23 protein-coding genes and 1 tRNA gene are annotated in these 25411 nt (G+C 67.4%); 14 read left to right on the top strand and 10 right to left on the bottom strand.

Annotation, left to right across the window (positions count from 1 at the left end; translation table 11 throughout):
• Positions 1 to 46: 46 nt before the first annotated feature.
• Both ACWEVR_RS06500 and ACWEVR_RS06495 read right to left on the bottom strand, forming a co-directional pair.
• Positions 47 to 496 (bottom strand): very short patch repair endonuclease, encoded by a 450-nt coding sequence (locus tag ACWEVR_RS06500; protein ID WP_452466084.1) that lies wholly within the window; start codon positions 494 to 496, stop codon positions 47 to 49.
• Positions 493 to 1626 carry a DNA cytosine methyltransferase gene (locus tag ACWEVR_RS06495; protein WP_452466168.1) on the bottom strand — a complete coding sequence of 378 codons (1134 nt, stop codon included), beginning with the start codon at positions 1624 to 1626 and terminating at the stop codon, positions 493 to 495. Before ACWEVR_RS06495 ends, ACWEVR_RS06500 begins: the two co-directional genes overlap by 4 nt.
• A gap of 271 nt (positions 1627 to 1897) precedes the next feature.
• On the opposite strand from ACWEVR_RS06495, the gene ACWEVR_RS06490 reads away from it, so the two are divergent.
• From ACWEVR_RS06490 to ACWEVR_RS06480, 3 genes are read left to right on the top strand one after another with little or no spacing between them, the layout of a single operon-like run.
• A complete protein-coding gene (locus ACWEVR_RS06490) occupies positions 1898 to 3727 on the top strand; it encodes an ABC transporter ATP-binding protein (RefSeq protein ID WP_452466083.1) in 1830 nt (609 codons plus the stop codon).
• Complete coding sequence (locus ACWEVR_RS06485; protein WP_452466082.1) at positions 3727 to 5571, top strand: ABC transporter ATP-binding protein; 1845 nt, start codon at positions 3727 to 3729, stop codon at positions 5569 to 5571. The genes ACWEVR_RS06490 and ACWEVR_RS06485 overlap by 1 nt, the downstream gene beginning before the upstream one ends.
• A 49-nt stretch (positions 5572 to 5620) precedes the next feature.
• Positions 5621 to 6238, top strand: coding sequence for a putative glycolipid-binding domain-containing protein (locus tag ACWEVR_RS06480; RefSeq protein WP_452466081.1), 618 nt, complete (start codon positions 5621 to 5623; stop codon positions 6236 to 6238).
• Between the two features lie 95 nt (positions 6239 to 6333).
• Here ACWEVR_RS06480 and ACWEVR_RS06475 read toward each other — a convergent pair whose 3' ends face one another.
• Entirely contained in the window at positions 6334 to 7299 is a 966-nt protein-coding gene (locus tag ACWEVR_RS06475; protein WP_452466080.1) for a prephenate dehydrogenase, read from the bottom strand.
• 40 nt (positions 7300 to 7339) lie between these two features.
• Here ACWEVR_RS06475 and ACWEVR_RS06470 point away from each other — a divergent pair, with 40 nt between their 5' ends.
• From ACWEVR_RS06470 to ACWEVR_RS06460, 3 genes are all read left to right on the top strand, one after another.
• Entirely contained in the window at positions 7340 to 7879 is a 540-nt protein-coding gene (locus ACWEVR_RS06470) for a tRNA adenosine deaminase-associated protein (protein ID WP_452466079.1), read from the top strand.
• Positions 7880 to 7890: 11 nt separating this feature from the next.
• On the top strand, positions 7891 to 8325 hold the full coding sequence (locus ACWEVR_RS06465) for a nucleoside deaminase (RefSeq protein ID WP_084457211.1): 435 nt from the start codon (positions 7891 to 7893) through the stop codon (positions 8323 to 8325).
• Between the two features lie 46 nt (positions 8326 to 8371).
• A tRNA-Ser gene (locus ACWEVR_RS06460) sits at positions 8372 to 8462 on the top strand.
• Here ACWEVR_RS06460 and ACWEVR_RS06455 read toward each other — a convergent pair.
• The gene (locus ACWEVR_RS06455; RefSeq protein WP_452466078.1) at positions 8441 to 9457 is read right to left on the bottom strand and encodes a GlxA family transcriptional regulator; all 1017 of its coding nucleotides are present in this window, start codon (positions 9455 to 9457) and stop codon (positions 8441 to 8443) included. The two genes, ACWEVR_RS06460 and ACWEVR_RS06455, sit on opposite strands and share 22 nt — an antisense overlap.
• Before the next feature lie 285 nt (positions 9458 to 9742).
• Between ACWEVR_RS06455 and ACWEVR_RS06450 the strand changes: the two genes are divergently transcribed.
• Positions 9743 to 9991, top strand: coding sequence for a hypothetical protein (locus tag ACWEVR_RS06450; protein ID WP_067494949.1), 249 nt, complete (start codon positions 9743 to 9745; stop codon positions 9989 to 9991).
• A gap of 33 nt (positions 9992 to 10024) precedes the next feature.
• On the opposite strand, the gene ACWEVR_RS06445 is transcribed toward ACWEVR_RS06450, so the two are convergent.
• Positions 10025 to 12313 carry an MMPL family transporter gene (locus ACWEVR_RS06445; RefSeq protein WP_452466077.1) on the bottom strand — a complete coding sequence of 763 codons (2289 nt, stop codon included), beginning with the start codon at positions 12311 to 12313 and terminating at the stop codon, positions 10025 to 10027.
• A 162-nt stretch (positions 12314 to 12475) separates the two neighbouring features.
• Positions 12476 to 14770, bottom strand: coding sequence for an MMPL family transporter (locus ACWEVR_RS06440; RefSeq protein ID WP_452466076.1), 2295 nt, complete (start codon positions 14768 to 14770; stop codon positions 12476 to 12478).
• A 133-nt stretch (positions 14771 to 14903) separates the two neighbouring features.
• Between ACWEVR_RS06440 and ACWEVR_RS06435 the strand changes: the two genes are divergently transcribed.
• The 5 genes from ACWEVR_RS06435 (at position 14904) to tgt (ending at position 20987) form a co-directional block, all read left to right on the top strand.
• Positions 14904 to 15497, top strand: a complete 594-nt coding sequence (locus tag ACWEVR_RS06435; protein WP_452466075.1) for a TetR/AcrR family transcriptional regulator — start codon at positions 14904 to 14906, stop codon at positions 15495 to 15497.
• Positions 15498 to 15507: 10 nt separating this feature from the next.
• Positions 15508 to 15984 (top strand): RrF2 family transcriptional regulator, encoded by a 477-nt coding sequence (locus ACWEVR_RS06430; protein ID WP_452466074.1) that lies wholly within the window; start codon positions 15508 to 15510, stop codon positions 15982 to 15984.
• Positions 15985 to 16078: 94 nt separating this feature from the next.
• Complete coding sequence (locus ACWEVR_RS06425) at positions 16079 to 17812, top strand: ABC transporter ATP-binding protein (RefSeq protein WP_452466073.1); 1734 nt, start codon at positions 16079 to 16081, stop codon at positions 17810 to 17812.
• Positions 17809 to 19713: an ABC transporter ATP-binding protein gene (locus ACWEVR_RS06420; protein WP_452466072.1), complete on the top strand. Its 1905-nt coding sequence runs from the start codon at positions 17809 to 17811 to the stop codon at positions 19711 to 19713. The genes ACWEVR_RS06425 and ACWEVR_RS06420 overlap by 4 nt, the downstream gene beginning before the upstream one ends.
• A gap of 20 nt (positions 19714 to 19733) precedes the next feature.
• The gene (tgt, locus tag ACWEVR_RS06415) at positions 19734 to 20987 is read left to right on the top strand and encodes a tRNA guanosine(34) transglycosylase Tgt (protein ID WP_439265684.1); all 1254 of its coding nucleotides are present in this window, start codon (positions 19734 to 19736) and stop codon (positions 20985 to 20987) included.
• Between the two features lie 89 nt (positions 20988 to 21076).
• On the opposite strand, the gene ACWEVR_RS06410 is transcribed toward tgt, so the two are convergent.
• Positions 21077 to 21850, bottom strand: a complete 774-nt coding sequence (locus tag ACWEVR_RS06410; protein ID WP_067640328.1) for a queuosine precursor transporter — start codon at positions 21848 to 21850, stop codon at positions 21077 to 21079.
• 84 nt (positions 21851 to 21934) lie between these two features.
• Here ACWEVR_RS06410 and ACWEVR_RS06405 point away from each other — a divergent pair, with 84 nt between their 5' ends.
• Entirely contained in the window at positions 21935 to 22504 is a 570-nt protein-coding gene (locus ACWEVR_RS06405; RefSeq protein ID WP_452466071.1) for a DUF4190 domain-containing protein, read from the top strand.
• Positions 22505 to 22577: 73 nt separating this feature from the next.
• Here ACWEVR_RS06405 and ACWEVR_RS06400 read toward each other — a convergent pair whose 3' ends face one another.
• From ACWEVR_RS06400 to ACWEVR_RS06390, 3 genes are read right to left on the bottom strand one after another with little or no spacing between them, the layout of a single operon-like run.
• Positions 22578 to 23270 carry an RDD family protein gene (locus tag ACWEVR_RS06400; protein WP_357150899.1) on the bottom strand — a complete coding sequence of 231 codons (693 nt, stop codon included), beginning with the start codon at positions 23268 to 23270 and terminating at the stop codon, positions 22578 to 22580.
• Positions 23271 to 23313: 43 nt separating this feature from the next.
• On the bottom strand, positions 23314 to 24234 hold the full coding sequence (gene gluQRS, locus ACWEVR_RS06395; protein WP_452466070.1) for a tRNA glutamyl-Q(34) synthetase GluQRS: 921 nt from the start codon (positions 24232 to 24234) through the stop codon (positions 23314 to 23316).
• 10 nt (positions 24235 to 24244) lie between these two features.
• A complete protein-coding gene (locus ACWEVR_RS06390; RefSeq protein WP_452466069.1) occupies positions 24245 to 24730 on the bottom strand; it encodes a DUF309 domain-containing protein in 486 nt (161 codons plus the stop codon).
• Positions 24731 to 25150: 420 nt separating this feature from the next.
• On the opposite strand from ACWEVR_RS06390, the gene ACWEVR_RS06385 reads away from it, so the two are divergent.
• Positions 25151 to 25360 carry a DUF397 domain-containing protein gene (locus ACWEVR_RS06385; RefSeq protein WP_067494664.1) on the top strand — a complete coding sequence of 70 codons (210 nt, stop codon included), beginning with the start codon at positions 25151 to 25153 and terminating at the stop codon, positions 25358 to 25360.
• Positions 25361 to 25411 lie beyond the last annotated feature (51 nt).

Below are 25411 nucleotides of genomic sequence, written 5' to 3'. Positions count from 1 at the left end.
AAGCGCGCCGGTCACCGGGCATTCTCGGACGATGGTCGAACCCCGATCAACCAGTCCCGCGAACCAACGCGACGATCTGCTGGGCGACGACCCGCGGGTCCTCGTGTTCCCACACCCGCACCACCTGCCAGCCCGCCTCCCTCAACGCGGCATCGGTAGCGCGATCGCGTGCCACATTGCCCGCCAGCTTCTGCGCCCACCACTCGGCATTGTTCTTCGGATCGGTCGCGTGTTCGGGACACCGATGCCAGAAGCAGCCGTCGACATACACGGCGACGCGACGGCGTGGGAAAATTACATCGGCGCGCCTGCGCTGGCCCTTGATCGGCGCGCGGTCGACGAAATAGCGCAGGCCCGCGCGGTGCAGCTCGCGTCGTAGGGCGAGTTCGGGAGCGGTGTGGGCACGGCGCTGGCGCGACATCCGCGCGCTGGTCGCCGCGTCGGTGACGGGTGCCGACCGCGCAGCGTCGTCTCCGTGGACCCGCCGCCCGGTCATGCCGCCCAGCCGCCCATGCGATCGAGATGGTCGCGCACGTCGTCGAGGAATCCGGGTGGAAAACGCAAGTTGCCCATGGACGTTCGTCGCAGAAACCCGGCGGTGGCCCGCGGGGAGAGTAGTCGCGGTTCGGTGAGGAAGTTCTTCAGATCCTCATAGGGCTCGTGGACCGGCCACGTCGACAGCGGCACCTGATGTACCACGCCCGCACGCCCCCACGCCGCACTCGGCCACGGTGCGCCCGGCCGCAGCGGCGCACCGACGGTGAGCGGTTCCAACGGCGCGGCCAGCCGCTCACCCACCCAGTTCGCCATCCGCACACTCACCGCGTTGCCGACCAGCTTCCACCGATGCCCCTGCCGCACACCCGGCACGTCGAGCGCGGGCGCGGTCCACTCGGCATCAAAACCCTGTAATCGTTCCCCATCGATGATGCCAGGGGTGACGATCTCGCCCGCCGGAAGCCGCACCGCGGGCGGGCTGGCGATACCGAGCCCGGAACCACCCTTCAAGGTCGGCACCGCGTTCACCACCCAGCCGAGGCCGCGCACGCCCTCGGTCCAGTAGAAGCCGCACGGGTCGCGGTCGGGGTCGCCGTAGTCGCGCGGGCCCGCGTCGTCACCGAACAGCACCTGGCGCGGGTCCTCGGTGCGGGAGGCGAGCATCAGCACGCGCTGGCGCCGTTGCGGCAGGCCGAACGCGCGACCGTCGACCACCCGGTAGGCCCAGGTGTATCCGAGTTCCTCCAGGGCGGTGGTGATGTGGCGCATCGCCGCACCACGACCCAGCTGGAGCATGAACGGCACGTTCTCGATCAGCAGCCAGCGCGGCCCACGCTGCCGCCGGACCAGCCGGAACACCTCGTCGACCAACCCGGAACGGCGACCGGTGATACCCGCGGTGCGCCCGGCCTGGGAGAGGTCCTGGCACGGGAACCCCGCCGCGACCAGTTCGGTGCGCGCGGGCAGCGAACGCAGGCGGGTGATGTCGGCGTGCAGAGGTGTTTCGGGAAAGCGCGCGGCGAGCACGCCCTGCGCGCCCGGATCGATCTCACACAGCAACTCGGTGGACCATCCGTGTCTGCCGAGGCCGAGTTCCAGCCCGCCGATCCCGGCGAACAACCCGACCATCCGCGTCAACAGTCCTCCTGTGCTTGTCGGAACGCGCGACCACCCACTTCTCGCGCCTGCGGCATTGTATCGGGCCGCTGAACAGCGGCAGAGGGCGTAGCGGCCGGGACTGTGCACGGCTGTGGATGCTTTCGTCCGGCAGAAAAATCGGTGGCCGGGAACGGGGGTCCGGTGCGACTCTGGAAGGGCCTACTTGTCGGACCCCGATGCGAACATCGTCTGGGAGTCCGTTCCGGTAACCAACCATCCAACCGGACCCGAGGGGGAGTCTTTGTCTGTCACATCAGAACTGGCGGTCGCCGAATCGGAGGCCGACAGTTCCGGGCAGCCCACACAGCCGGCGCGCGGGGGTATGCGCTCGCTGCGCCGGTTCCTGCCCTACCTGAAGCCGTACCGGGTTCCGCTGATCCTGGCGAACCTGCTGGCCATCATGATGGCCGCGACCGCGGTGGTGACACCGCTGGTCATCGCCCGCATCATCGACGGACCGATCGCCCGCCGCGATTTCGCGGGCCTGCTCGTGCCGGTCGCGTTCGTGTTCCTGCTCGGCGCACTCGAATCGTTCGGCATGTGGGGCAGACGCTGGTTGGTGTCCAAACCGGCGACGACATTCGAAATCACCATGCGCGCAAAGCTGTTCGCGAAGCTGCAGGCGCTGTCGATCGGCCGTCACGACGGGTGGCAGTCCGGTCAGCTGCTCTCGCGTGCGATCGACGACATGTCGGCGCTGCGCCGGTTCGTCGCGTTCGCCGGGCCCTTCCTCATCGTCAACTCGGTGATCGCGCCCGTCGGGCTCATCGCCTTGTTCGTGCTGAATTGGCAGGTGGGGCTGATCTTCACGGTGACCTGCCTGCCGCTCACCGTGTACTGCGCGCGTTTCGTCCGCCGGTTCGAGGTGGCCTCGCGCCGCTCCCAGGACCAGGCGGGAGACCTGGCGACCATCGCCCAGGAATCCGCGCAAGGCGTGCGGGTGCTCAAGGCGCTCGGCCGCGGCCAATTCTTCGGCGCCCGCTTCACCGCTCTGTCGCGCGAGCTGCAACGCACCGAGCTGACGAAGGTGCACCTGGACGCCACGCTGTGGTCGGCGCTGGTCGCGCTGCCGACCATCGCGATCGCGCTGTCGCTCGGTGTCGGCGGATGCGCGGTGGCGCAGGGTTCCATGACCATCGGCACCCTGGTCGCCGCCGTCACGCTGGAAACGTTCCTGCAGTGGCCGGTGATCTGGCTCGGCTTCCTGCTGTCGGAGCTGTTCGAGGCACGCACCGCCGCCGACCGGTACTGGGAGATCATCGACACCCCGCTTGATATCGCCGATCCGCCGGACCCGGCCGCCCTGCCCGTGCCGGTGCGCGGCGAACTGGTGATCGAGGGCGTCCGGTTCGGCTACCCGCGCGTCGACGGCGGTCCGGAAAACGCTGTGCTGGAGGATGTCTCGCTGCGGATCAGGCCGGGCGAGACGGTCGCGCTCGTCGGTGCGACCGGTAGTGGCAAAACCGCACTGCTCGAGCTGATTCCGCGCCTCTACGACGTGAACGCCGGGCGCATCACCATCGACGACGTCGACATCGCCACGCTGCGATTGGCCGACCTGCGCCGGGTGGTGACGGTCGCCTTCGAGGAACCGGTGCTGTTCTCGGCGAGCGTGCGCGAGAACGTGGCCCTCGGCGACCCGAGCGCCACCGACGACGACGTGCGCCGCGCGCTCGACATCGCCCAGGCTACCGAGTTCGTCGACGCGCTGCCGTGGGGGCTCGACACCAGGATCGGCGAGCAGGGCATGAGCCTGTCCGGCGGGCAGCGGCAACGGCTCGCGCTGGCCAGGGCGGTGCTCACCGGCGCGGCCGATGCCGACGAGGGCCGGATCATGGTGCTCGACGACCCGCTCTCCGCGCTGGACGTGGAGACCGAGGAGCGCGTGCAGGATCGGCTGCGCGCGGTGCTCTCCGGTGCGACGACCCTGCTGGTGGCGCACCGCCCGTCCACCGCCGCACTGGCCGACCGGGTGGCGCTGCTCGCCGACGGACGTATCGTCGCCGAGGGCACCCACGACAAGCTGCTTCGCACCAGCCGCCACTACCGCGAACTGATGGGCGGTGCCTGATGACCACCACCGAAACAGTTGAACCACAACAGGATCAGGCGGCCGACTGGCGCGGTATCGCCAAGGAGGACGACGCCGTCACCGGCACCGGAAACGTGGTGCTCGCCGGCCGTTCCCGCAGACTGCTGCTCGATCTGGTCCGGCCCTACCGCAAGCTGGCCGTCCTCACCTTCGTCCTGATCGTGCTGGACAACGCGGCGAAGGTGTCGGTGCCGTTGTTCATCGCCTACGGGCTCGACCACGGCATAACCCAAGGGCGCCAAGGGAACTGGACGCCGTTGATCGCGACCGTCGCCGGGTTCATCGCGGTGACGGTGCTGTCGGGTCTCACCACCTTCGCCTTCCTGCGCGCGGCCGGAGCGCTGAGCCAGCGGGTGCTGTTCGACCTGCGGGTGCGCACCTTCGCGCACACCCAGCGGTTGAGTGTGTCGTTCCACGAGAAATACACCTCGGGCAAGGTCGTCACCCGGCTCACCAGCGACATCGAGGCCTTGCAGGATCTGCTGGAAGGCGCGCTGAACCAGGCGGCGAGCGCGCTGCTCTCGGTGGTCACCATCGCCGTCCTGCTCGTCTGGCTCGACCCGATGCTCGCGGCCATCGTGCTGCTCGGGTTCGTGCCGCTGGTGTTCGTCACCCGGTGGGCGCAGCGGCGTCAGCGGGCGGGTTACCGGCGGACCCGTGGCGCGATCGCCAGGGTGGTCGTGCAGTTCGTCGAATCGATGAGCGGCATGCGGGCGGTGCAGGCGTTCCGGCGCGAACACCGCAACCAGGAAGTGCTCGGCGTCGAGGACGCGGCGTACCAGAAGGCGACGACCACCGCGATGCGCGGCGTCGGCGACTACGTGGGCCTGTCGAACTTCATCGGCAAGGTGACAACCGTGGTCGTGCTGCTCGTCGGGTCCTGGCAGGTGATGGAGGGCAACCTGGCCATCGGTGTGCTCGCGGCCTACCTGCTCTACCTCGACCAGTTCTTCGGACCGCTCGACGAGCTGGCCCAGGTGTTCAACTCCTACCAGTCGGCCGCGGCAGCGCTGGAGAAGATCTCCGGTGTGCTCGAGGAGGAACCGGCGGTCGCGGAACCGGTCGAGCCGGTCACCGTCGAACATCCCACCGGTGCGGTGCGGATGGACAAGGTGTGGTTCGGCTACGACGCGGCCTCGCCGGTGCTGCCGGAATTCGACCTCGACATCCCGGCCGGGCAGATCGTCGCACTGGTCGGTGCCACGGGGGCGGGCAAGTCGACGCTGGCCAAGCTGCTCACCCGGTTCTACGACCCGTCCGGCGGCACCATCACCCTCGACGGTGTCGACCTGCGCGAACTGGCCGACGCCGAACTGCGCAGGCACGTCGTGATGATCACGCAGGAGGCGTACCTGTTCTCCGGCACGATCGCCGACAACATCCGGCTCGGCAGGCCGTCGGCCACCGATGCCGAGGTGCGGGCGGCGGCCCGTGCGGTCGGGCTCGACCAGTTCGTCGGGTCGCTGCCGGACGGGTACGACACCGACGTGCGAACCAGGGGCGGGCGATTATCGGCCGGTCAGCGTCAGCTGGTCGCCTTCGCCAGGGTGTTCCTCGCCGACCCGGTGGTGATCGTGCTCGACGAGGCGACGTCGAGTCTCGACATCCCCGGTGAGCGCCTGGTGCAGCGTGCGCTGGAGACGCTGCTGCGGGGCCGCACGGCCGTCATCATCGCGCATCGCCTGTCCACGGTCGCCATTGCCGACCGGGTGCTGGTGCTCGACGGCGGCCGCGTGGTGGAGGACGGCGCACCGGCCGAGCTGATCGCAGGCCAGGGCCGCTTCGCCGGACTGCACGCCGCCTGGCGGGATTCGCTGGTGTGATGCGCTCGTGTTGTACAGCGCCGGGGCCGGTGTCGCTTACCGTAGAGAGGTGACGACCCCAGCCCCGGGCCCGGCCGCAGGCCCCACCGAGAACAGACCGGCCTCTCGGTGGCCGGCGGTGCTCACCTGGCGAGCCCACGACAACTCCCGGATGGAATCGGTCCGGGTGACGGTGAACGGCAACCGGATCAGGGCCGCGGGCCGGATGATCGGCAGCGCCAACCACGAGCACCCGGCGTTCAGCGCCTCCTACGATCTGGTCACCGACGAAGCGGGCGCCACCAGGCGTTTGTCGCTGCGCACCACGACCGCCGCCGGTGAACGCCACGCCTCGGTCTCGCGGGACGAGGAGAACTACTGGCTCGTCGACGCGGGCGGCACCCACGTGCGCTCGACCTTCGCCGGCGCCCTCGATGTGGATGTGGTGCTCAGTCCGTTCTTCAACACCCTGCCGATCCGCCGGTTCTGCCTGCAGAACGCCGTCGGTGACGTGCAGGTGCCGGTCGTCTACGTGCGTCTGCCCGACCTGCTGGTGCAGGAGGCCGAACTCACCTATTCGAGTGCCGCCGACGGCATCAACGTGCTTTCCCCGGTTTCGAGCGCCACGTTGAAGGTGGATCCGGAAGGGTTCGTCCTCGACTATCCGGGCCTGGCCGAGCGCGTCTGAACCGCGGCAACGGCCGCCCATCGCCGGCGGCCACCTGCCGGCGCCGACCGCCCTGATCGACCCGGCCGCGGCGGCCAGAGAACCGTCGCGACCGGCTACAGCGCCCGCAGCACCCCGCCGCGCCGGCCAGCACGCCGCAGCTCGTCGAGCCAGCCGTCGGCGCCGGGCGTCACCCCCGTGATCTCCCATTGCGCCCGGCTGTCGTACGCCGACCGCCCCCGGTAACCCGCCTCGACAACCTCGCCGAGCGTGCCGTCGGCGCGAAGAGCGTCACGCGCGGCGATCAGCGCCTCGATGGTTTCGTCGAGCACCAGTTCCAATGCCCCGGCATTCGGTTCACAGATCGCGCGAACCAGGTCGGGCGCGGTGCCGGCTACCCGGGTCCCGTCGCGGAACGAACCGGCCGCCAACCCGAGCGCCAGCTCACCGCCGCCCGCCCCGGCCGCGGCCAACGCCTCGGCCAGCACATGCGGCAGATGCGAGATCCGCGCGACGGCCTGGTCGTGTTCCTCGGCAACGACCGGAACCACGACGGAACCGCAGTCCAAAGCCAGCCGAACCACCCGCGACCACGGCTCAACCCGGGTGCCCTCGTCCACGCCCACAGCCCACACCGCGCCGCGGAACAGCTCGGGATCGGTTGCTGCCCAGCCGGATTCAGACGTACCGGCCATCGGATGACCGCCGACGTACCGGGCCTCGAGTCCCTGCTTGCGCACCGCGTCGGCCACCGGCCCCTTCACGCTGACCACATCGGTCAGCGCACACTCCGGCGCATAGGCGGCGACCTCCGCGAGTACCGGCGCGACGGCGGGCATCGGCACCGCGAGCACCACGAGCGCGTCGCCGGCAGCGGCCCGGCTCAGCACCTCGGGTAGCTCACCCGACACGTCGAAACCGTCGAGCCGGGCGGCCTGAGCGCCGTCGGCCGACCGGTTGTATCCGAACGCCTCGTACCCAGCGTCCACGGCCGCGCGCAGCACGGAGCCGCCGATCAGACCCGTTCCGAGGACACACAAGGCACCACGCTCGTCGATACTCACGAGAACAGATTGGCACACGAGTTCATCATTACGGGCGGGACAGACTACCGTTTGGTCCATGGCAGCACAGCGCTCGGGCACGAACAGGGCGGCGTCGGATGACGACTTCGACGTCGAAGGGTTCGCCGTGGCGGTGGTCCGCGAAGAAGGTACGTGGCGGTGCAGTCCTCTCAGCCACCACGCCCTCGTCGACCTCTCCACCGCCGAGACCGAATTGAAGGCATTGCGCAGCTCCGGTGCGGTGTTCGGGCTGCTCGACGTCGACGACGAGTTCTTCATCGTGCTGCGGCCCGCGCCGAGCGGCACCCGGCTGCTCGTCTCCGACGCGACCGCCGCGATCGACTACGACATCGCCGCCGACGTCCTCGACGCACTCAATGTCGAGATCCCCGACATCGACCCCGACGAGCTCGACGACATCGAACCGTGGGAAGAGGGCGACCTCGGCGTACTCGCCGACCTCGGCCTGCCCGAACCGGTGCTCAGCGTGATCCTCGCCGACACCGATCTCTACCCCGACGAACAGCTGAAACTGATCGCCGAGCGCCTCGGTTTCGCCGACGAATACGCGGCGGTGCTGGACAAACTACAGAAGTGACCGACGAGGACATGCTGCGCGCCGCGCTCGCGGCCGCCGCCGACGCCGACCCGCGCGATGTGCCGGTCGGCGCCGTCGTCTTCGATGCGCAGGGCCGTGAGCTGGCCCGCGCGGCCAATGCCCGCGAAGCCCTCGGCGACCCGACCGCCCACGCGGAAGTCCTCGCCCTGCGAAAAGCCGCGGCCGTCCACGGCGACGGTTGGCGGCTCGAAGGCGCGACCCTCGCCGTCACCTTGGAACCGTGCACGATGTGCGCGGGCGCGCTGGTACTCGCCCGTGTCGAGAAGGTGATCTTCGGCGCCTGGGAACCCAAGACCGGCGCCGTCGGCTCCCTGTGGGACGTAGTCCGCGACCGCCGCCTCAACCACCGCCCTCAGGTACGCGCCGGAATCCTCGAATCCGAGTGCGTCGCCCTCCTCGACACCTTCTTCCGCAACCAGCGCTGACCAGCCGATTTAGTGATCGAGCCCCCTATCCGGTACCGTAGTCGGCGGTGGCGTGTCCGAGCGGCCTAAGGAGCACGCCTCGAAAGCGTGTGACGGGTAACCCCCGTCCGAGGGTTCAAATCCCTCCGCCACCGCCAGCAAGCCCCTTACCTGTTCCGGCAGGTGAGGGGCTTTTGCTTTGCGCGGTTCGGAAGGTGTTGCGGTATGCCGAGGGGGAGGTGTGCAAGGCCTTCGCGAAGTGGTGGCGGAAGGTGACCGCGGTGGCGAAGCCGACGGCCGTGGCGATCTCCTCCACCGGGGCATAGCTGGTTTCGAGCATCGCGAGGGCGGCCTGAATACGTTGCGTGGTGAGCCATTTGCTCGGAGTGGTACCGGTGGACCGAACGAAATGTCGCAGGTAGGTGCGCTGGGACAGGCCGGCAACCCGGGCGAGGTCGGCGACACCGAGCGGCTCGTGGATGTGTTCGGCGGCCCAGGCCAGGCTGCGGCCGACCGGGTCGTCGAGGGGTTCGGGCGGCATCGGGGACTCGATGTACTGCGCCTGCCCGCCGGTGCGGTGCGGCTGGATCACCAGTCTGCGGGCGACCGCGTTCGCGACGGACGCGCCCATGTCGGTGCGCACCAGGTGCAGCGCCAGGTCGAGGCCCGCCGCGCAGCCCGCACTGGTGAGGATGTCGCCGTCGTCGGTGTAGAGCGGTTCGGCGTCGACGACCACGGCGGGATACCGCTCACGCAGCAGGTCGGCGTATCGCCAGTGCGTGGTGGCCCGGCGACCGTCCAACAACCCGGCCGCCGCGAGCGCGAAAGCACCCGAGCAGATCGACACGATGCGTGCCCCGTTGCGATGCGCGTGCCGTAGTGCCTCGATCAGCTCCGGCGAGGTGGCGGCGCGCGGGTCGGCGACGCTGGGCACCACCACCGTGTCGGCGGCGGCGAAGTCGGCGAGGCCGTAGGGGCTGCTCATGGTCGCGCCGCCGATCACCCGGATAGGGTCGGGGGTCTCGGTGCAGACCTTCAGCTCGTACCAGGGCTGATCGATGTCGGGCCACACGAGGCCGAACACCTCGATGACGATGCCGGCCTCGAACGCCGTCATCCCGTCGTAGGCCAGCACCGACACGGTCGAACCCATGTCTGAATCTTAGCGATAGTCGTCATCTACGCCACTTCTCGTGGCCTTCGCAGCTCGCGACCATGGATTCATGTGGAAGAAATTGAAGGAATTCGCACTCGGCATTCACGCCGCGAACGCCATCAGGCACGGGGTATGCCCGCCCGCCGCGGCCCGGCGTGAACCCGCGAAACCCACAACGCGCTGATCGAGAGCTGTCGACGGCTATTCACCTGCGTCCGACCTGCGGTGTAGTACTCGCGTAATAGACTGAGTTACACCGAAATCCGGGAAGGAACGATGATTATGCGCGGGCGTGTGCCGCCACCCGCGAAGTCCGGGATCGGGCTCGGGGGGAAGCTCTTGGTTCTGATCGTGCTCGGGTGGGTGGCCGTGGGGCTGCTCGCCGCAGGTCAGCGGCACTATTTCTCGAAACTCCCGAGGGAGTGCTCGGATTGGGCGACGATCGCCGTCACGGCGGCGGCGGGACCGGGCAACTACATCGGGCTGAACCCGAGGGTCACCGAATGCGAGGTTCCGCAGCCGAGCAAGTAGGCCGGACACCCGAAGGAGTGCCCGGCCCGGGCCTCACAGTTCCGCGGCCGCCATCTCGCGGTCGTTGCGGTGGATCTCGCGCAACTTGGAACCCTCCACGTCGATATCGGGAACGATCTTGTCCAGCCAGGCGGGCATCCACCACGCCCATTTGCCCAGCAGCACAAGCAGAGCGGGAATGAGCACCATGCGCACGACGAACGCGTCGAGCGCGACGCCCGCCGCCAGCGCGAAGCCCATCGACTTCGCGGTGACATCGGATTCGAGCAAGAACGAACCGAACACCGAGATCATGATGATCGCCGCCGAGGTGACCACGCGCGCGCCGTGGTGATAACCCTTCACCACCGCCTCGGTCGGTTCGGAGCCGTGCACGTACTCCTCGCGCATGCGGGTCACCAGGAACACCTGGTAGTCCATCGCGAGCCCGAACACCAAGCCGATCAACATGATCGGCAGGAAGCTCACCAGCGGATGCGGGTCCGAGATCAGCCCGAGCTTGCCCTCCTGGAAGACCAGCACGGTCGCGCCGAACGTCGCCGCCATCGACAACAGGAACCCGAGCGCCGCCGTGAGCGGGACCAGGATCGAGCGGAACACCAGGATCAGCAGAATGAACGCGGCGCCCGCGACGATCGCCATGTACGGCACGATCTTGCTCAACAACACGTGGTCGATATCGGCGTAGATCGCGGTGGTTCCCGTGATGCCGTACGACATCTGGTACTGCTCGTGCAGCGCTGCCTCGGCATCGCGGGCCGACTGCACCAGATCCTTGGTCGACTGATCGTTGGGTCCGGCCTTGGGAATGCCGTTGATGAGCGCGCCCGCACCGTCGGCGCTCATCTGCGGTTCGGTGACCAGTTCCATGTCGGGGTAGGACATGAGCTTGTCGCGCAAGGCGTTCAGCGCGGCGGGCCGTTGATCGGCGGGGGTGTCGGCCAGGTCGACGGCCACCTGCAACACACCGTTGCTGCCCTCACCGAAACCCTCGGTGCGCAGGTCGTAGGCCTTACGCACGGTGGTCGACTTGGGCAGGCTGTCCTCGCCGGGCAGGCCGAGATTCAGGTTCAGCGCGGGCGCGGCGAGCAGCCCGAGCACCACGATGGCCAGGATCATCGTCACCGCGGGGAACTTGGCGATCACCCGGGCGACGCGGGTGCCGTTGGTGACGACGCTGTCGTCCTCGGGATCGTGCTGGGCGATCAGCGGCAGCTTCGGCTTGAACAGGGCCTTGCCGAAAGCACCGAGCAGCGCGGGCATGAGGGTGATCGCGGTGAGCACGGCGAACGCGGCCGCCACCGCACCACCGAGACCCATGAACGTCAGGAACCGGACACCGACGATGGCCAGCCCGGCGAGCGCGATGATCACGGTGAGACCGGCGAACACCACCGCCGAGCCCGCCGTACCGAGCGCGGTACCGGCGGCTTCCTCGGCCGAACCCTGCACGGTCAGTTCGTGTTTGTAGCGCGAGACGATGAACAGCGCGTAGTCGATCGACAGCGCGATACCGATCATCGAGGCGAGGAACGTCGTGAAGCTCGGGATCTCGAGCACGGTGGTGGACAGGAAGATCAGCGAGGTCGCGGCGCCGAGGCCGACGATGGCGGTGATGATCGGCACGAAGGCCGCGACGATCGCGCCGAACGCCACGATCATCACCACCAGGGCAACGGCCATACCGATCATCTCGGACTTACCGCTCGGCATCTCCTGTTCCATGGGCAGGCTGCCGCTCATCTCCACCGTGAGCCCGGCGGCGCGGGCGTCGGCGCCGACGGCGTAGGCGGCCTCGCGGTCCTCGGGCTTCACATCGGCGAACTCTTCGATGGTGAACGGCACGCTGAAGTAGGCGACGGTGTCGGGTGCCGACTCGTTCAGGACATTCAGCGGCGCGCCACTGCAGGTCGACGGATCGGGTTGCGCGGTAAGGCAACCCATCTCCTCGGTGGCCGTGATCGGGTCGACGATCGGTTCGGTGTGATCGACGATCGGCAACTGCTCGAGTCGCTGGATGATTCCCCCGACGGCCTGCCGGTTGGCCGGGTCGGTGAGCTTCTGCCCGGCGGGCGCGCCGATCACATAGGTGCCGGTGACGGCGTCGAACGCGAACGCCTCCGACATACCGGGGAAGTGCTTGTCGAGAATTTCGGTCGCCCGCTCCGACGGCAGGTTCGGCATGCTGAAGTCGTCGGTCATCGGTTTCTGCAGCTGGGCACCGAGTCCGCCGAGCACCATGAAGCAGAGTAACCAGACGGGGAGCACGATCCATTTGCGGCGAAAGGCCAGCTTTCCCCACCGGTACAGATAGACGGACACGGGTTTCTCCTCGGTGATTCGATGCAGAACGTGGAGGTAGAGCCGGGTCGAACTAGACCTGAGTCTGCTGCCGCGATACCGCGATATCAAGCAACCGGGCCCGCACATGCGACGACCCCGCGATCCATGGGGCGGATCGCGGGGTCGTGTAGGGGATTACGGTCAGCCGACGGCGACCGGGTGCTTCACCGTCTCGGAACCCGAGTTGCGCAGCTGCTCGAGCTTGGCGCCCTCGACGTCGATATCGGGAACGATGCGGTCGAGCCACTTCGGCATCCACCAGGCCCACTTGCCCATGATCACCAACAGCGCGGGCACGATCACCATGCGGACCACGAAGGCGTCGATGGCGACACCGGCGGCCAGCGCGAAACCGAACGACTTCGCGGTGACGTCGGTTTCCATGATGAAGGAGCCGAACACCGAGATCATGATGATCGCGGCCGAGGTGACCACGCGGGCGCCGTGGTGGTAACCGGCGACCATGGCGTCCTTCGGCGAACGGCCGTGCACGAATTCCTCACGCATGCGGGTCACCAGGAACACCTGGTAGTCCATCGCGAGACCGAACACCAAGCCGATCAACATGATCGGCAGGAAGCTGACCAGCGGCTGTGGGTCCTCGATCAGCCCGAAGGTGCCCTCCTGGAAGATCAGCACGGTGGCACCGAAGGTGGCAGCCATCGACAGCAGGAACCCGAGCGCCGCGGTGAGCGGAACCAGGATCGAGCGGAACACCAGGATCAGCAGGATGAACGCGGCACCGGCGACGATCGCCAGGTACGGCACGATCTTGCTGAGCAGCGCGTGGTCGACATCGGCGTAGATCGCGGTGGTACCGGTGATGCCGTACTGCATGCCGTACTGCGCCTGCAACTCGGCCTCGGCGCCGCGCGCCGACTGCACCAGATCCTTGGTTTCCTGGTTGTTCGGACCGGACACCGGGACGCCGTTGAGCATGGCGCCCTGCTTGTCCTCGCTCCACTGCGGCTCGGTGACGTAGTCCATGCCCTCGTAGGAGGCGAGCTTGTCGCGCAGCGCGCCGAGCGCCGCCTCACGCTGACCCTCGGGCGTGGCACTCAGGTCGGCGACGACCATGAGCACACCGTTGCTGCCCTCACCGAAGCCCTCGGTGCGCAGGTCGTAGGCCTTACGCACGGTCGAGGTCTTGGGCAGGCTGTCCTCGCCGGGCAGACCGAGGTTCAGGCCCGCGGCGGGTGCGGCGAGCGCACCGAGCACGACCACCGACAGGATCAGGGCGACCCACGGCGCCTTGCCGATCAGGCGGGCGAAACGCTGGCCGTTGGTGACCGAGCTGTCGTCCTCGGGATCGTGCTGGGCCACCAGCGGCAGCTTCGGCTTGAACAGGGCCTTACCGAAGGCGCCCATCAGGGCGGGCATCAGGGTGACGGCGGTGAGCACCGCGAACGCGGCGGCGATGGCGCCACCGAGACCCATGAAGGTCAGGAACTCCACGCCGACGATGCTCAGCGCGCCGAGCGCGATGATGACGGTGAGACCGGCGAACACCACGGCCGAACCGGCGGTGCCCAGTGCGGTACCGGCGGCTTCCTCGGCCGAATCACGCACGGACAGTTCGTGTTTGTAGCGCGAGACGATGAACAGCGCGTAGTCGATCGACAGCGCGATACCGATCATCGAGGCGAGGAAGGTGGTGAAGCCTGGCACTTCCATGAAGGAGGTGCCGAGCATGATCGTCGAGGTCGCGGCGCCGAGGCCGACGATGGCGGTGACGATCGGGACGACCGCGGCGACGATGGCGCCGAACGCGATCACCATGACGATCAGGGCGACGCCCATACCGATGAGCTCGGACTTGCCGCTCGGCTGTTCCTGCTTCATCGCGATGGAACCGCTGAGTTCGACGGTCAGGCCGGCGTTGCGGGCATCGGCGCCGACCTCGAAGGCGGCGTCGCGCTCGGCGTCGGTCACGTCGGTGACGTTCTCGATGGTGAACGGCACGTTGAGGGTGGCGACGGTCTTCGGCGCGGTTTCGTTGAGCACGTTGAGCGGGGCGCCCGAGCAGGTCGACGGGTCAGGGTTGCTCAGGCAGCCCATCTTGTCGGTCATCTCGATCGGGTTGGCCAGCGGCTTGGTCTTGTCGACGATCGGCAGTTCACCGAGCTTGCCGATGAACGCTTCGATCGCGGCACGGTTGGCCGGATCGGTGAGCTGCTGGCCTTCCGGCGCGGCGATCACGTACGTGCCTGCCACGGCGTCGAACTTGAACTGTTCGGACATGCCGGGGAAGTGCTTGTCGAGGATTTCGTTGGCGCGAGCCGAGGGCAGCTCGGGCATGCTGAAGTCGTTGCTCATCGGCTTGCTGAGGGTGGCGCCGAGCGCGCCGAGCAGCACGAACAGCAGTAGCCAGACCGGCAACACTATCCATTTACGGCGGAAAGCGAACTTTCCCCATCTGTACAGGTATACGGACACGTGTCCCCGCCTCCACATCGCGAATGATTTGTCTACCGTGCGGTAGGTAGACTACCGACGGCGTAAGCGGAGGGGCAACCTCAATTTTATGGGCGCCGGCTAGATCACCAACGATTCATGGGAGGATTACCACATGGCTGCCCGGGACACCGCCGACACCGTTACCGCAGGTGGAGGCACTAAACAGGCGATTCGTGATGCCGCGCTCCGGCTGTTCGCCGCGAAAGGCTTCGAGCAGACGAGCCTGCGCGAAGTCGCCGATATGGTGGGAATCACAAAGGCGTCGCTGTACTACCACTACGCGTCGAAGCTCGATCTGCTGCTGGCGATCATCGACCCGATCATCGATCACATGCGCGACATCGTCACCGATATCGACGCCGTGCCCTACGACAGCGAGGGCATCCGCGCCGTCCTGCGCACCTATCTGCGCGGCATGATCCGCCACCGCGACGCGGGCGCGCTGTGTGTGCGCGACACCGCCGCCATCGTCAACGCCATCGCCGACCGCTACCCGGATCTCATGGAACCCACTCGCGAGCTGCGGACCTGGCTGTCCGGACCGAATCCGACGCCGGAGTCGATGCTGCGCGCGGCCGGTGCCATCGAGGTGCTCGGGGTGGCACTGCTGTCGATCGAGCTGGCGCCGGGAGCCACCGACGCGCTCGTCGAGCAGACGCTGCTCGACGCGGCGACCGCCGTGCTGTCCGGCGGCGCGACCGCGTAGGTTCGAGACCGTGCATATCACCGCAAGGGTCGATTACGCGGTGCGAACGTTGCTCGAGCTCGCCGCGGCCGACGGGGTCGTGAAGGCCGAGGCCATCGCCGCCGCGGCGCAGATCCCGCCGAAGGTCCTCGAGACCGTGCTCGCCGAGCTGCGTCGCGCCGAACTGGTGCGCAGCAGGCGCGGACCAGACGGCGGGTACCGCCTCGGTAGGCCCGCCGAGGAGATCTCGGTGGCCGATGTGATCCGTGGCGTCGAGTCGCCGCTGGCCTCGGTGCGCGGGCAGCGTCCCGAGGACGTGCGCTACCCCGGTGCGGGAGAGCCGCTGCAGAAGGTGTGGATCGCGCTGCGGGTGAATATCCGGGCCGTGCTCGAGAATGTGTCGATCGCCGATATCGCCGCCGACCGACTGCCCGGTTTCATCGATGAGTTGATCGCGGATCCCGGCGCCTGGGCGCGGCGCGAGCCACGTACGCCCGCCGACGCGTGATTCATCCACAGGTTCTGGTTTATCCACAGGCCTGGTGAAACGCCTGGATAACCCGGGGGCGCGGCCTCGCCGCACGCGGTAGCCTGCGTCCATCATGTTGATCACCCTGCTGCGGACCTACCTGGCCCCGTACCGCGCCCAGCTGGCCGGGGTCCTCGTGCTCCAGCTGGTCTCGGTCATCGCGATGCTCTACCTGCCGAGCCTCAACGCCGACCTCATCGACAACGGCATCACCAGGGGCGACATCGGCTACATCTGGACCACCGGCCTGTGGATGCTCGCGGTGAGCTGCGTGCAGATCATCGCCTCGTCGGCCTCGGTGTACTTCGGTGCGCAGGCGGCGATGGGCGCGGGCCGGGACATGCGCGGCGCGGTGCTGCACCGGGTCGAGACGTTCTCCGCGCGCGAGGTCGGCCTGTTCGGCGCGCCCTCGCTCATCACCCGCTCCACCAACGACATCCAGCAGGTGCAGCTGCTCATCGTGATGTCGGTGACGATTCTGGTGATGGCACCGATCATGTGCGTCGGCGGCATCATCATGGCGGTGCGCGAAGACGCCGGGCTCTCGTGGCTGCTGCTCATCGCGGTGCCCGCGCTGGCGCTGAGCATGGGGCTGGTCGTCGCGAAGATGGTGCCGGGCTTCCGGCAGATGCAGGAACGCATCGACGGGGTGAACCGGGTGCTGCGCGAGCAGATCACCGGCATCCGGGTGATCCGCGCGTTCGTGCGGGAACGTCAGGAGATCTGGCGCTTCGGGATGGCCAACACCTCGCTCACCGACGCCTCGCTGCGCGTCGGCAAGCTGATGGCGCTGATGTTCCCGATCGTCATGCTCATCTCCAATGTCACCGCCGTCGGGGTGATCTGGTTCGGCGGGCATCACGTCGACGACGGCACCATGCAGATCGGCTCGCTCACCGCGATGCTGTCCTACATCATGCAGATCCTGATGGCCGTGATGATGGCCTCGTTCCTGGCGATGATGGCCCCGCGTGCGGCGGTCTCGGCCGACCGGATCGGCGGGGTGCTCGAGACCGAGTCCTCGGTGCGCCCGCCGCGCCTGCCGCAGCCCTTCGCCGGCGATCCGGCGACCGTCGACCTGCAGTTCGCCGAATTCGCCTTCCCCGGTGCGGAGAAGGCGGTGCTGCGAGCCATCCGCTTCCAGGTCGCACCCGGAACGACAACGGCCGTGGTCGGTTCCACCGGTGCCGGCAAGACCACGCTCGTCAACCTGATCCCGCGCCTGATCGATGTCACCGACGGCGCGGTGTATGTGGGCGGCACCGACGTGCGGCACCTCGACCTCGAAACCCTGCGCGGCGGAATCGGATTGGTGCCGCAGAAGGCGTACCTGTTCTCCGGAACCGTCGCGAGCAACCTGCGCTACGGCAAACCCGACGCCACCGACGACGAGCTCTGGCACGCGCTCGAGGTGGCCCAGGCGGCCGACTTCGTGCGCGAGATGCCGCAGGGCCTCGACACCCCGGTCGCCCAGGGCGGGACAACGGTGTCGGGTGGGCAGCGGCAGCGCCTGTGCATCGCCCGCGCGCTGGTGCGCAAGCCGCGCATCTACCTGTTCGACGATTCGTTCTCCGCGCTCGACGTGGCGACCGACGCCCGGTTGCGCGCGGCGCTGAAACCCGAGACCGCCGACGCGTCGGTGATCATCGTGGCCCAGCGGATCCAGACCATTCGCGACGCCGACCAGATCGTCGTCCTCGAGGACGGCGCGATGGCAGGCCTCGGCACCCATGACGAACTGATGCAGCGGTGCCCGGAGTACCGCGAGATCGTCGAGTCCCAGCTCAGTGTGGAGGAGGCTCGATGAGGCCGGGTGGACCCGTCCCCGGCGCCCCGGGTACGAAACCGAAATCGTTCGTTCCGTCGCTGAAGCGGCTGCTGCGCAGGCTCGCGCCGGAGAAGTTCTCCGTCGCGGTCATCATCGCGCTCGTCGTCACCTCGGTGGTGCTCAACACCCTCGGCCCGTGGTTGCTCGGCAAGGCGACGAACCTGGTGTTCGACGGGTTCGTCGGCAAGCAGCTCCCGGCGGGGCTGAGCAAGGACGAGACCGTCGAGATGCTGCGTCAGCGCGGGGAGAACACCCGTGCCGACATGCTCTCGGCCATGAACGTGATCCCTGGCACCGGTATCGATTTCGGTGCTGTCGGCCGGGTGCTCACGCTGGTTCTCGTGCTCTACGTGGTCGCCGCGGTGTTCGGCTGGCTGCAGGGTTATCTGCTCAACGTCGTCATCAACCGCACGGTCAAACGCCTGCGCGACGACGTGGAGAACAAGCTGCACCGCCTGCCGCTGCGCTACTTCGACACCGCACCGCGCGGCGACGTGCTCAGCCGCGTCACCAACGACGTCGACAACGTCTCCCAGAGCCTGCAGCAGACCATGAGCCAGCTGCTCGTCTCGCTGTTCACCGTGGTCGGCATCCTGATCATGATGTTCTGGATCTCGCCGCTGCTGGCGCTGATCGCCCTGCTCACGGTGCCCGCGGCCATCGTCGTCACCGCGCAGATCGCCAAGCGGTCCAAGCCGCACTTCGTGGACCAGTGGAAATACACCGGTGAGGTGAACTCCTCGGTGGAGGAGGCCTACACCGGCCACGAGATCATCACCGCGTTCGGCCGCAGCCGCGAGGTCGGCCGGGAGTTCGACGAGCGCAACGACAAGCTCTACAACGCCAGCTTCAAGGCGCAGTTCATCTCCGGCCTGATCATGCCTGCGATCATGTTCCTCGGAAACGTGAACTTCGTGTTCATCGCGCTGGTCGGTGGCCTGCGGGTGGCCACCGGCAATCTCTCGCTCGGTGAGGTGCAGGCCTTCATCCAGTACTCGCGCCAGTTCAGCCAGCCGCTCACCCAGATCGGCGCCATGGCCAACCTGCTGCAGTCCGGGGTGGCCTCGGCCGAGCGGATCTTCGAGATCCTCGACGCCGAGGAACAGAGCCCCGACCCGCTGGTGGAGAACTCGCGCCCGGTCGACCGCGGCCGGGTGGAGTTCGACGCGGTGTCCTTCGGTTACGACCCGGAAACCCCTGTCATCGAACGGCTTTCGCTGGTAGCCGATCCCGGTCATGTGATCGCCATCGTCGGCCCGACCGGTGCGGGTAAGACCACGCTGGTGAACCTGCTGATGCGCTTCTACGAGATCGACGCCGGCACCATCTCCATCGACGACGTCGACATCACCACCATCACCCGCGACCACCTGCGCTCACGCATCGGCATGGTGTTGCAGGACACCTGGCTGTTCCAGGGCACCATCCGCGAGAACATCGCCTACGGCAATCCCAACGCTTCCGAGCACGACATCATCGCCGCGGCCCGCGCCGCCTACGTCGACCGGTTCGTGCACTCGCTGCCCGACGGCTACGACACGGTGATCGACGAGGAAGGCGGCGGGGTGAGCGCCGGTGAGAAGCAGCTCATCACCATCGCCCGCGCGTTCCTGGCCAAGCCGTCGATCCTGATCCTCGACGAGGCGACCAGCTCGGTCGACACCCGCACCGAACTGCTGGTGCAGCACGCCACCGCCGCGCTGCGTCGCGACCGCACGAGTTTCGTCATCGCCCACCGGCTTTCGACGATCCGCGACGCGGACCTGATCGTGGTGATGGAGAAGGGCCGCATCGTCGAACACGGCAACCACGAACGCCTGCTAGAGGAACGCGGCGCCTACTACCGCCTGTACAACGCCCAGTTCGCGGCCGCCCAGTAGCGCCCTGGCACCATGGGCGGGTGGCCGACAGCAGCGAATTCTCCTTCACGGTAGGTACCCGTCTCGACGGGGACCGGCACGGGCGTACCGGCGTCATCAGCACGCCGCACGGGGAGATCGCGACGCCCGCCTTCATTCCGGTGGGGACGAAGGCGTCGGTGAAGGCGGTGCTGCCGGAGACGATGAAGGAGCTGGGGGCGCAGGCGCTGCTCGCCAACGCCTACCACCTGTATCTGCAACCGGGGTCCGACATCGTCGACGAGGCCGGTGGGCTCGGGAAGTTCATGAACTGGGACGGGCCGACCTTCACCGACAGCGGTGGCTTCCAGGTGATGTCGCTGGGTGTGGGCTTCAAGAAGGTGCTCGCGATGGAGGCCGTCGGGGTGCGCTCCGATCAGGTGATCGCGGCGGGCAAGGAGCGGCTCGCCACCGTCGACGACGACGGTGTCACCTTCCGCTCCCACCTCGACGGCTCGAAGCACCGGTTCACCCCCGAGGTGTCGATGGGCATCCAGCACCAGCTCGGCGCCGACATCATGTTCGCCTTCGACGAACTGACCACCCTGATGAATACCCGTGGCTACCAGGAGAAGTCGCTGCAGCGCACGCACGAGTGGGCGCAACGCTGCATCGACGAGCACGAACGGCTCACCGCCGCCCGCACGCACCGGCCCTACCAGGCGCTGTTCGCGGTGATCCAGGGCGCACAGTACGAAGACCTGCGCCGCAAGGCCTGTCGTGAGCTCGAATCCATCCGGGGCAGTGGCGGAACGGAATTCGACGGGTACGGCATCGGCGGTGCGCTGGAGAAACACAATCTCGGCACCATCGTCGGCTGGTGCTGCGACGAGCTGCCCGAGGCCAAACCGAGGCACATGCTCGGCATCAGCGAGCCCGAGGACATGTTCGTCGCCATCGAGAACGGGGCCGACACCTTCGACTGCGTGAACCCCTCGCGAGTGGCGCGCAATGCGGCGATCTACGTCGACGAGGGCCGGTTCAACATCAACACCAGCCGCTTCCGCCGCGATTTCACCCCCATCGACGAGAACTGCGACTGCTACACCTGCGCGCACTACACCCGCGCCTACCTGCATCACCTGTTCAAGGCCAAGGAGATGCTCTCGGCGACGCTGTGCACCATCCACAACGAGCGGTTCACCGTCCGCCTGGTCGACCGGATCCGGGCGAGCATCGAAGGCGGCTACTTCGACGAGTTCAAGAAGGAATTCCTCGGCCAGTGGCAAGGCCGTATCAAAGCGCCGGGGGAGTAAGCGCTGCCGGACGCTCGATCACCACGCTCTGGTGGCGCGGGGCTCTCGGTCGATGCCGCCACCAGAGCGTGGTGATCAACTGTCCAGGCTCAGTCGTGGAGGGCGTCGACCTTCGCGGGGGCGTAGGTCGGCTCCTTCTTCTTGAGGATCGCGATGACGCGGTAGGTGATCGGGAGGACGAGCACCTCGCACACGGTCTTCCAGACGAAGCCGACGATCACGAAGTTGACGAACGACTGCCAGGTGTCGATGCCGATCGCCGGGGCGGCGATCGAGCAGAAGATCAGGGTGTCGGCGAACTCGCCGACCACGGTCGACCCGATCAGCCGGGCCCACAGGTGCTTTTCCTTGGTGCGTTCCTTGATGAACACCAGCGTCGCCGAGTTCAGCAACTGGCCGACGAAGTACCCGGCGAGCCCGGCGAGCACCAGCTGCGGGGTGGTGCCGAGAACGGTGCGGAACGCTTCCTGGTTCTCGTAGAAACCGGCGGCAGGCAGCCGAACGGCGACGAAGAAGCAGCCGACGGTGAGCAGCAGCGCCGCGAAACCGGTGTAGATGGCGTGGCGAGTGGCGCGGAAGCCGTAGACCTCGCTGAGCACGTCACCCAGGATGTAGGCCAGGGGGAACAGGAAGAAGGCGCCGTCGGTGGCGATCGGCAGGATCTGCAGCGGGCCGAGCACGACCGAACTGCCGGAGAAGAACTCCACGCCCTTGGTGGCGCAGATATTGGAGATGATCAGCGTCGCGGTGAACACGGCGACGATTACCGGATAGAACCCCCGCGCTACCTGGGCGAATGCCGCATGCTCCGGCGCGGGGTGCCCAGATTCGGCGGGTTTGTCGAGCGAATTTGCATCAGTCACGGGTTACATCTTCCCAGCAGGGGCACGCAGGCCACCGCCTCGAGCGCGCCAGCGCTCCAACAAGGAATGCAATACGCTGTAGCAATGACGAATCCCGGCGATTCCGACGAGTGGTGGAAGCAGTACGGCGGTTCCGGCGTGTCCCCGGAATCCGGCGCGCCGGGTTCGGTGCCGCAGTACCCGACCGCCCCGCCGTCGCAGCCTTCGAGCTACCCGTCCAACCCGCAGCAGTCCGCGCCGCAATACCCGCAGCAGCAGCCACCGTCGCAGCCGCAGTACCCGAACTATCAGCAGCCTGCCGCGCCGCAGTACCCGCAGTACCCGCAGCAGCCGCAGTACGGCGGGTATCCGGCGGCCGGGGCCTACAACCCGTACGGTGGGTACCCGCAGCCGCAGGGCACCAACGGCCTTGCCATCGGCGCGCTGGTGTCGTCGCTGATCGGCCTGTGCAGCTGCGGTGTCGGTTCGATCGTCGGCATCATCCTCGGTGTGATGGCGATCAACCAGATCAAGGAACGCGGCGGTGAAGGCAAGGGGATGGCGCAGGCCGGCATCTGGATCGGTGCCATCTCCCTGGTGCTCTGGCTGCTCTACATCGTTTTCGTCGTGGTCCTCGGTGTGGTCGGCGGGATGGATTCTTCGTCCACCTACTGACTTTCGCGGACAACACAAGGGGCGCTTCCGGAATCCGGAAGCGCCCCTTGGTGTTTACGCGGTCGGAGCTGAATCAGCCCTTGACGACCTGGGTTCCGCCTGCGAACTTGTCGTGCCAGCCCTGCTTGTTCGGGTCGTTGTTGATGGTGACCGCGATGTAGATCCCCAGGCCCGCGGTGGCCAGGTTGCCGAGGCAGTAGATGACCGAGGGCACCAGGTAGATGTTGCGCTTGATGGAAACCTCAGGGGTCAGCTTCGGCGCACCACCGGGGGCGACCACGCGCAGGCCGAGCAGCTTCTTGCCGACAGTCGCGCCCTGGGTCACCTCCATGGCGACGTTGTAGCCGACGAGCGCCAGGGTGCTCAGGATCGGGATGACCACGAAGGTGACCAACATGCTGGCGGGCAGGATGAAGTTGACGATCGCCATCGGAATACCGACGATCAGGCCGTCGATGAACCGAGCGCCGAAGCGCGTGCCGAGGTCACCGGCCTGCGAGCCACCGAAACCCTGCTGGTTGTACGGATCGGCACCGTAACCGGGCTGCGGCTGCCCGTACGGCTGCTGGCCGTAGGCGGGCTGCTGCTGACCGTAGGGGTCGGCCTGCCCGTAACCGGGCACCGGCTGGCCGTATCCCGGGTTCGGCTGACCGTAAGGCTGCTGCTGTCCGTAACCCGGCTGCTGCTGGCCGTAGGGGTCCTGGCCGTAGCCGCCGGGCTGACCGCCCTGCGGGTACTGATTGGGGTCGTAACCACCGCTGGTCATAAATTCGTCCTCGTCGTGATCAGTAGATCGGTCGTTGCGTACGTTACGGACATCGGTCTGCTTGGAACAACCCGATAGGCTCGAGTATCCATGGTTTCTCCGGGATGCGCGCCGGGTCGAAAACCTCGCGGAGCTCTGCCGTTGTGCGAGCGGCATATCCGAGTGAATCGGCGATCGCCGCCACCACGTCGCCGGGCGTGTTGCCGAGCGCCATCTGGTCGGAAAGGCTCACCGCCCCATCACGTTTGGCAAGCCTTTTGCCTTCGGTGTTGAGTACCAACGGAACATGGGCGTACGTGGGCCGTGGCAGGCCGAGTAGGTCGGCGAGATAGGCCTGGCGTGGGGTGGACGGCAGCAGATCGTCGCCGCGCACCACTTGATCCACACCCTGGGCGGCATCGTCGACCACGACGGTGAGGTTGTAGGCGGGGATGCCGTCACCCCGGCGCAGCACCAGATCGTCGACGGCGCCTCGGTAGCGGCCGTGGCGCAGGTCGGTGATCTCGTAGTCGGTCACGTCGGCGCGCAATCGCACTGCGGGTGAACGGCCTTCGGCTCGGCGAGCGGCACGCTGTGCGTCGGTGAGGGTGCGGCAGGTGCCGGGGTAGGCGCCCATCGGACCGTGCGGTGCGGCGGCGGCCTGCTGGATTTCGCGTCTGGTGCAGAAACATTCGTAGGTGCGCCCGGCCGCGGTGAGTTCCTCGATCGTCGACTCGTAGACCGGCAGCCGGTCGGATTGCCGCAGCACCGGCCCGTCCCAGTCGAGCCCGATGGCGGCGAGGTCGTCGAGCTGGCGTTGTGCCGCTCCCGGGCGGACGCGGTCGAGGTCGTCGATGCGCATCCGGAACGCGCGCCCGGTGGTACGGGCGTAGAGCCAGGCCAGGATGGCGGTGCGCAGGTTGCCCAGGTGGAGCTCGCCCGAGGGGCTCGGGGCGTAGCGGCCTGCACCTGGTGAACTGGACACCTGTCCGATCCTAGTCGGTCGTGCGGCGCAGCCTCGGCCGCAGCTGTTCGTCGGTGAGCTGGGCGCCGCCGTCGATGGCGTCGAGCAGCTGTTCGGCGTAGGAAATCAGGCCCGCACGGTCGACATCGTGCTGCTGGGCATTCGCCGGGTAGGCGCCGAGCCGCTCGCAGGCGCGCTGCAGCAGCGTCGTCGCGCCCTTGGTGTTGCCGCGCTGGATGTGGGTCAGGCCGACGGCATATTGGGCAAGACCCTGCCAGAGCATCCGCTCGGCAACCGGCCCGTTCTTCCAGGCCGCCTCCAAAACCTCGTGTGCGTTGAATGCCAATCCGTCGTCCAGCAGTTGCTGGGCGAAGGCCAGAGTTTGCTGGGGGCTCAACTCGAGATCGTCGGGAATTCGGGCGACTCCGGCACTGCCGGGCGGCAGTGGTCGGCCGAGTCGGTCGCGTGGGCGGTCGTTACGGGCACGACCTGCGGCGTCGCGGTCACGGGAGATCATTCCCCCATGATCCACGTCCACGTCGGATGGTGCTGATGTGGCCGGTGAGGCGAGCAGGAAAGTGACGTATCACGAACGAATCACATGGAAGTAAATCCGCATGTGTCAAGCCCGTGGGGAATGGGTAAGAGGCTCCGGCAATGCCGCCGCAAACCCGAACCTTCGCAAGCTTGGCAAACGGATATGAGAAAGCAAATTCTCATCCGCAAACTTGCGGAAGACCTGCTAGTGTTTCTTCCGCGGGGGCAGCCCCCGGAGGCGGAAACGCCTCATGCGCTGGTTCGTGCCGATCGGTTGCGCGTTCCGGGTGGCAGTGCTGTGGGTGCCACGAAGTAACTCGTCGGTCGCGCCGTAAATCGGAAATGCTGAACCGATTCGGCGGTGTTATCCCGTTCTCACTGATGCGAAGGAGCAAGTGCTGTGGAGGTTGATGTGACGGGCGCTGTGTGGCGCAAGAGCACCTACAGCGGTCCCGATGGAAACTGCGTGGAAGTCGCCTTTCTCACCGGCGGCGAAATCGCGGTCCGCGACACCAAGGATCACGGGCGTGGCCCCGTGCTGGCCTTCGGACCAGGAGCGTGGCGAGCGTTTCTCGCCGACGTCACCGCGGGACAGTTCGCGCGCGGCTGAACCGCGAATGCGCCTGAACCGGGCAGTCCGGGCCCCGGGTCGATAGGACTC

The organism is Nocardia sp. NPDC003979 (genome assembly GCF_053605015.1).
This window is presented reverse-complemented; position numbering and strand designations above follow the sequence as displayed.

Excerpts from the sequence above, each read along its gene's own strand:
- ACWEVR_RS06485 (WP_452466082.1), top strand. The coding sequence starts at position 3,727 with ATGACCACCACCGAAACAGTTGAACCACAACAGGATCAGGCGGCCGAC.
- ACWEVR_RS06425 (WP_452466073.1), top strand. The coding sequence starts at position 16,079 with ATGTTGATCACCCTGCTGCGGACCTACCTGGCCCCGTACCGCGCCCAG.
- ACWEVR_RS06465 (WP_084457211.1), top strand. The coding sequence starts at position 7,891 with ATGCTGCGCGCCGCGCTCGCGGCCGCCGCCGACGCCGACCCGCGCGAT.
- ACWEVR_RS06435 (WP_452466075.1), top strand. The coding sequence starts at position 14,904 with ATGGCTGCCCGGGACACCGCCGACACCGTTACCGCAGGTGGAGGCACT.
- ACWEVR_RS06470 (WP_452466079.1), top strand. The coding sequence starts at position 7,340 with ATGGCAGCACAGCGCTCGGGCACGAACAGGGCGGCGTCGGATGACGAC.
- ACWEVR_RS06450 (WP_067494949.1), top strand. The coding sequence starts at position 9,743 with ATGCGCGGGCGTGTGCCGCCACCCGCGAAGTCCGGGATCGGGCTCGGG.
- ACWEVR_RS06495 (WP_452466168.1), bottom strand. The coding sequence starts at position 1,626 with ATGGTCGGGTTGTTCGCCGGGATCGGCGGGCTGGAACTCGGCCTCGGC.
- ACWEVR_RS06390 (WP_452466069.1), bottom strand. The coding sequence starts at position 24,730 with ATGATCTCCCGTGACCGCGACGCCGCAGGTCGTGCCCGTAACGACCGC.
- ACWEVR_RS06400 (WP_357150899.1), bottom strand. The coding sequence starts at position 23,270 with ATGACCAGCGGTGGTTACGACCCCAATCAGTACCCGCAGGGCGGTCAG.
- ACWEVR_RS06500 (WP_452466084.1), bottom strand. The coding sequence starts at position 496 with ATGACCGGGCGGCGGGTCCACGGAGACGACGCTGCGCGGTCGGCACCC.
- ACWEVR_RS06455 (WP_452466078.1), bottom strand. The coding sequence starts at position 9,457 with ATGGGTTCGACCGTGTCGGTGCTGGCCTACGACGGGATGACGGCGTTC.
- ACWEVR_RS06405 (WP_452466071.1), top strand. The coding sequence starts at position 21,935 with ATGACGAATCCCGGCGATTCCGACGAGTGGTGGAAGCAGTACGGCGGT.
- ACWEVR_RS06420 (WP_452466072.1), top strand. The coding sequence starts at position 17,809 with ATGAGGCCGGGTGGACCCGTCCCCGGCGCCCCGGGTACGAAACCGAAA.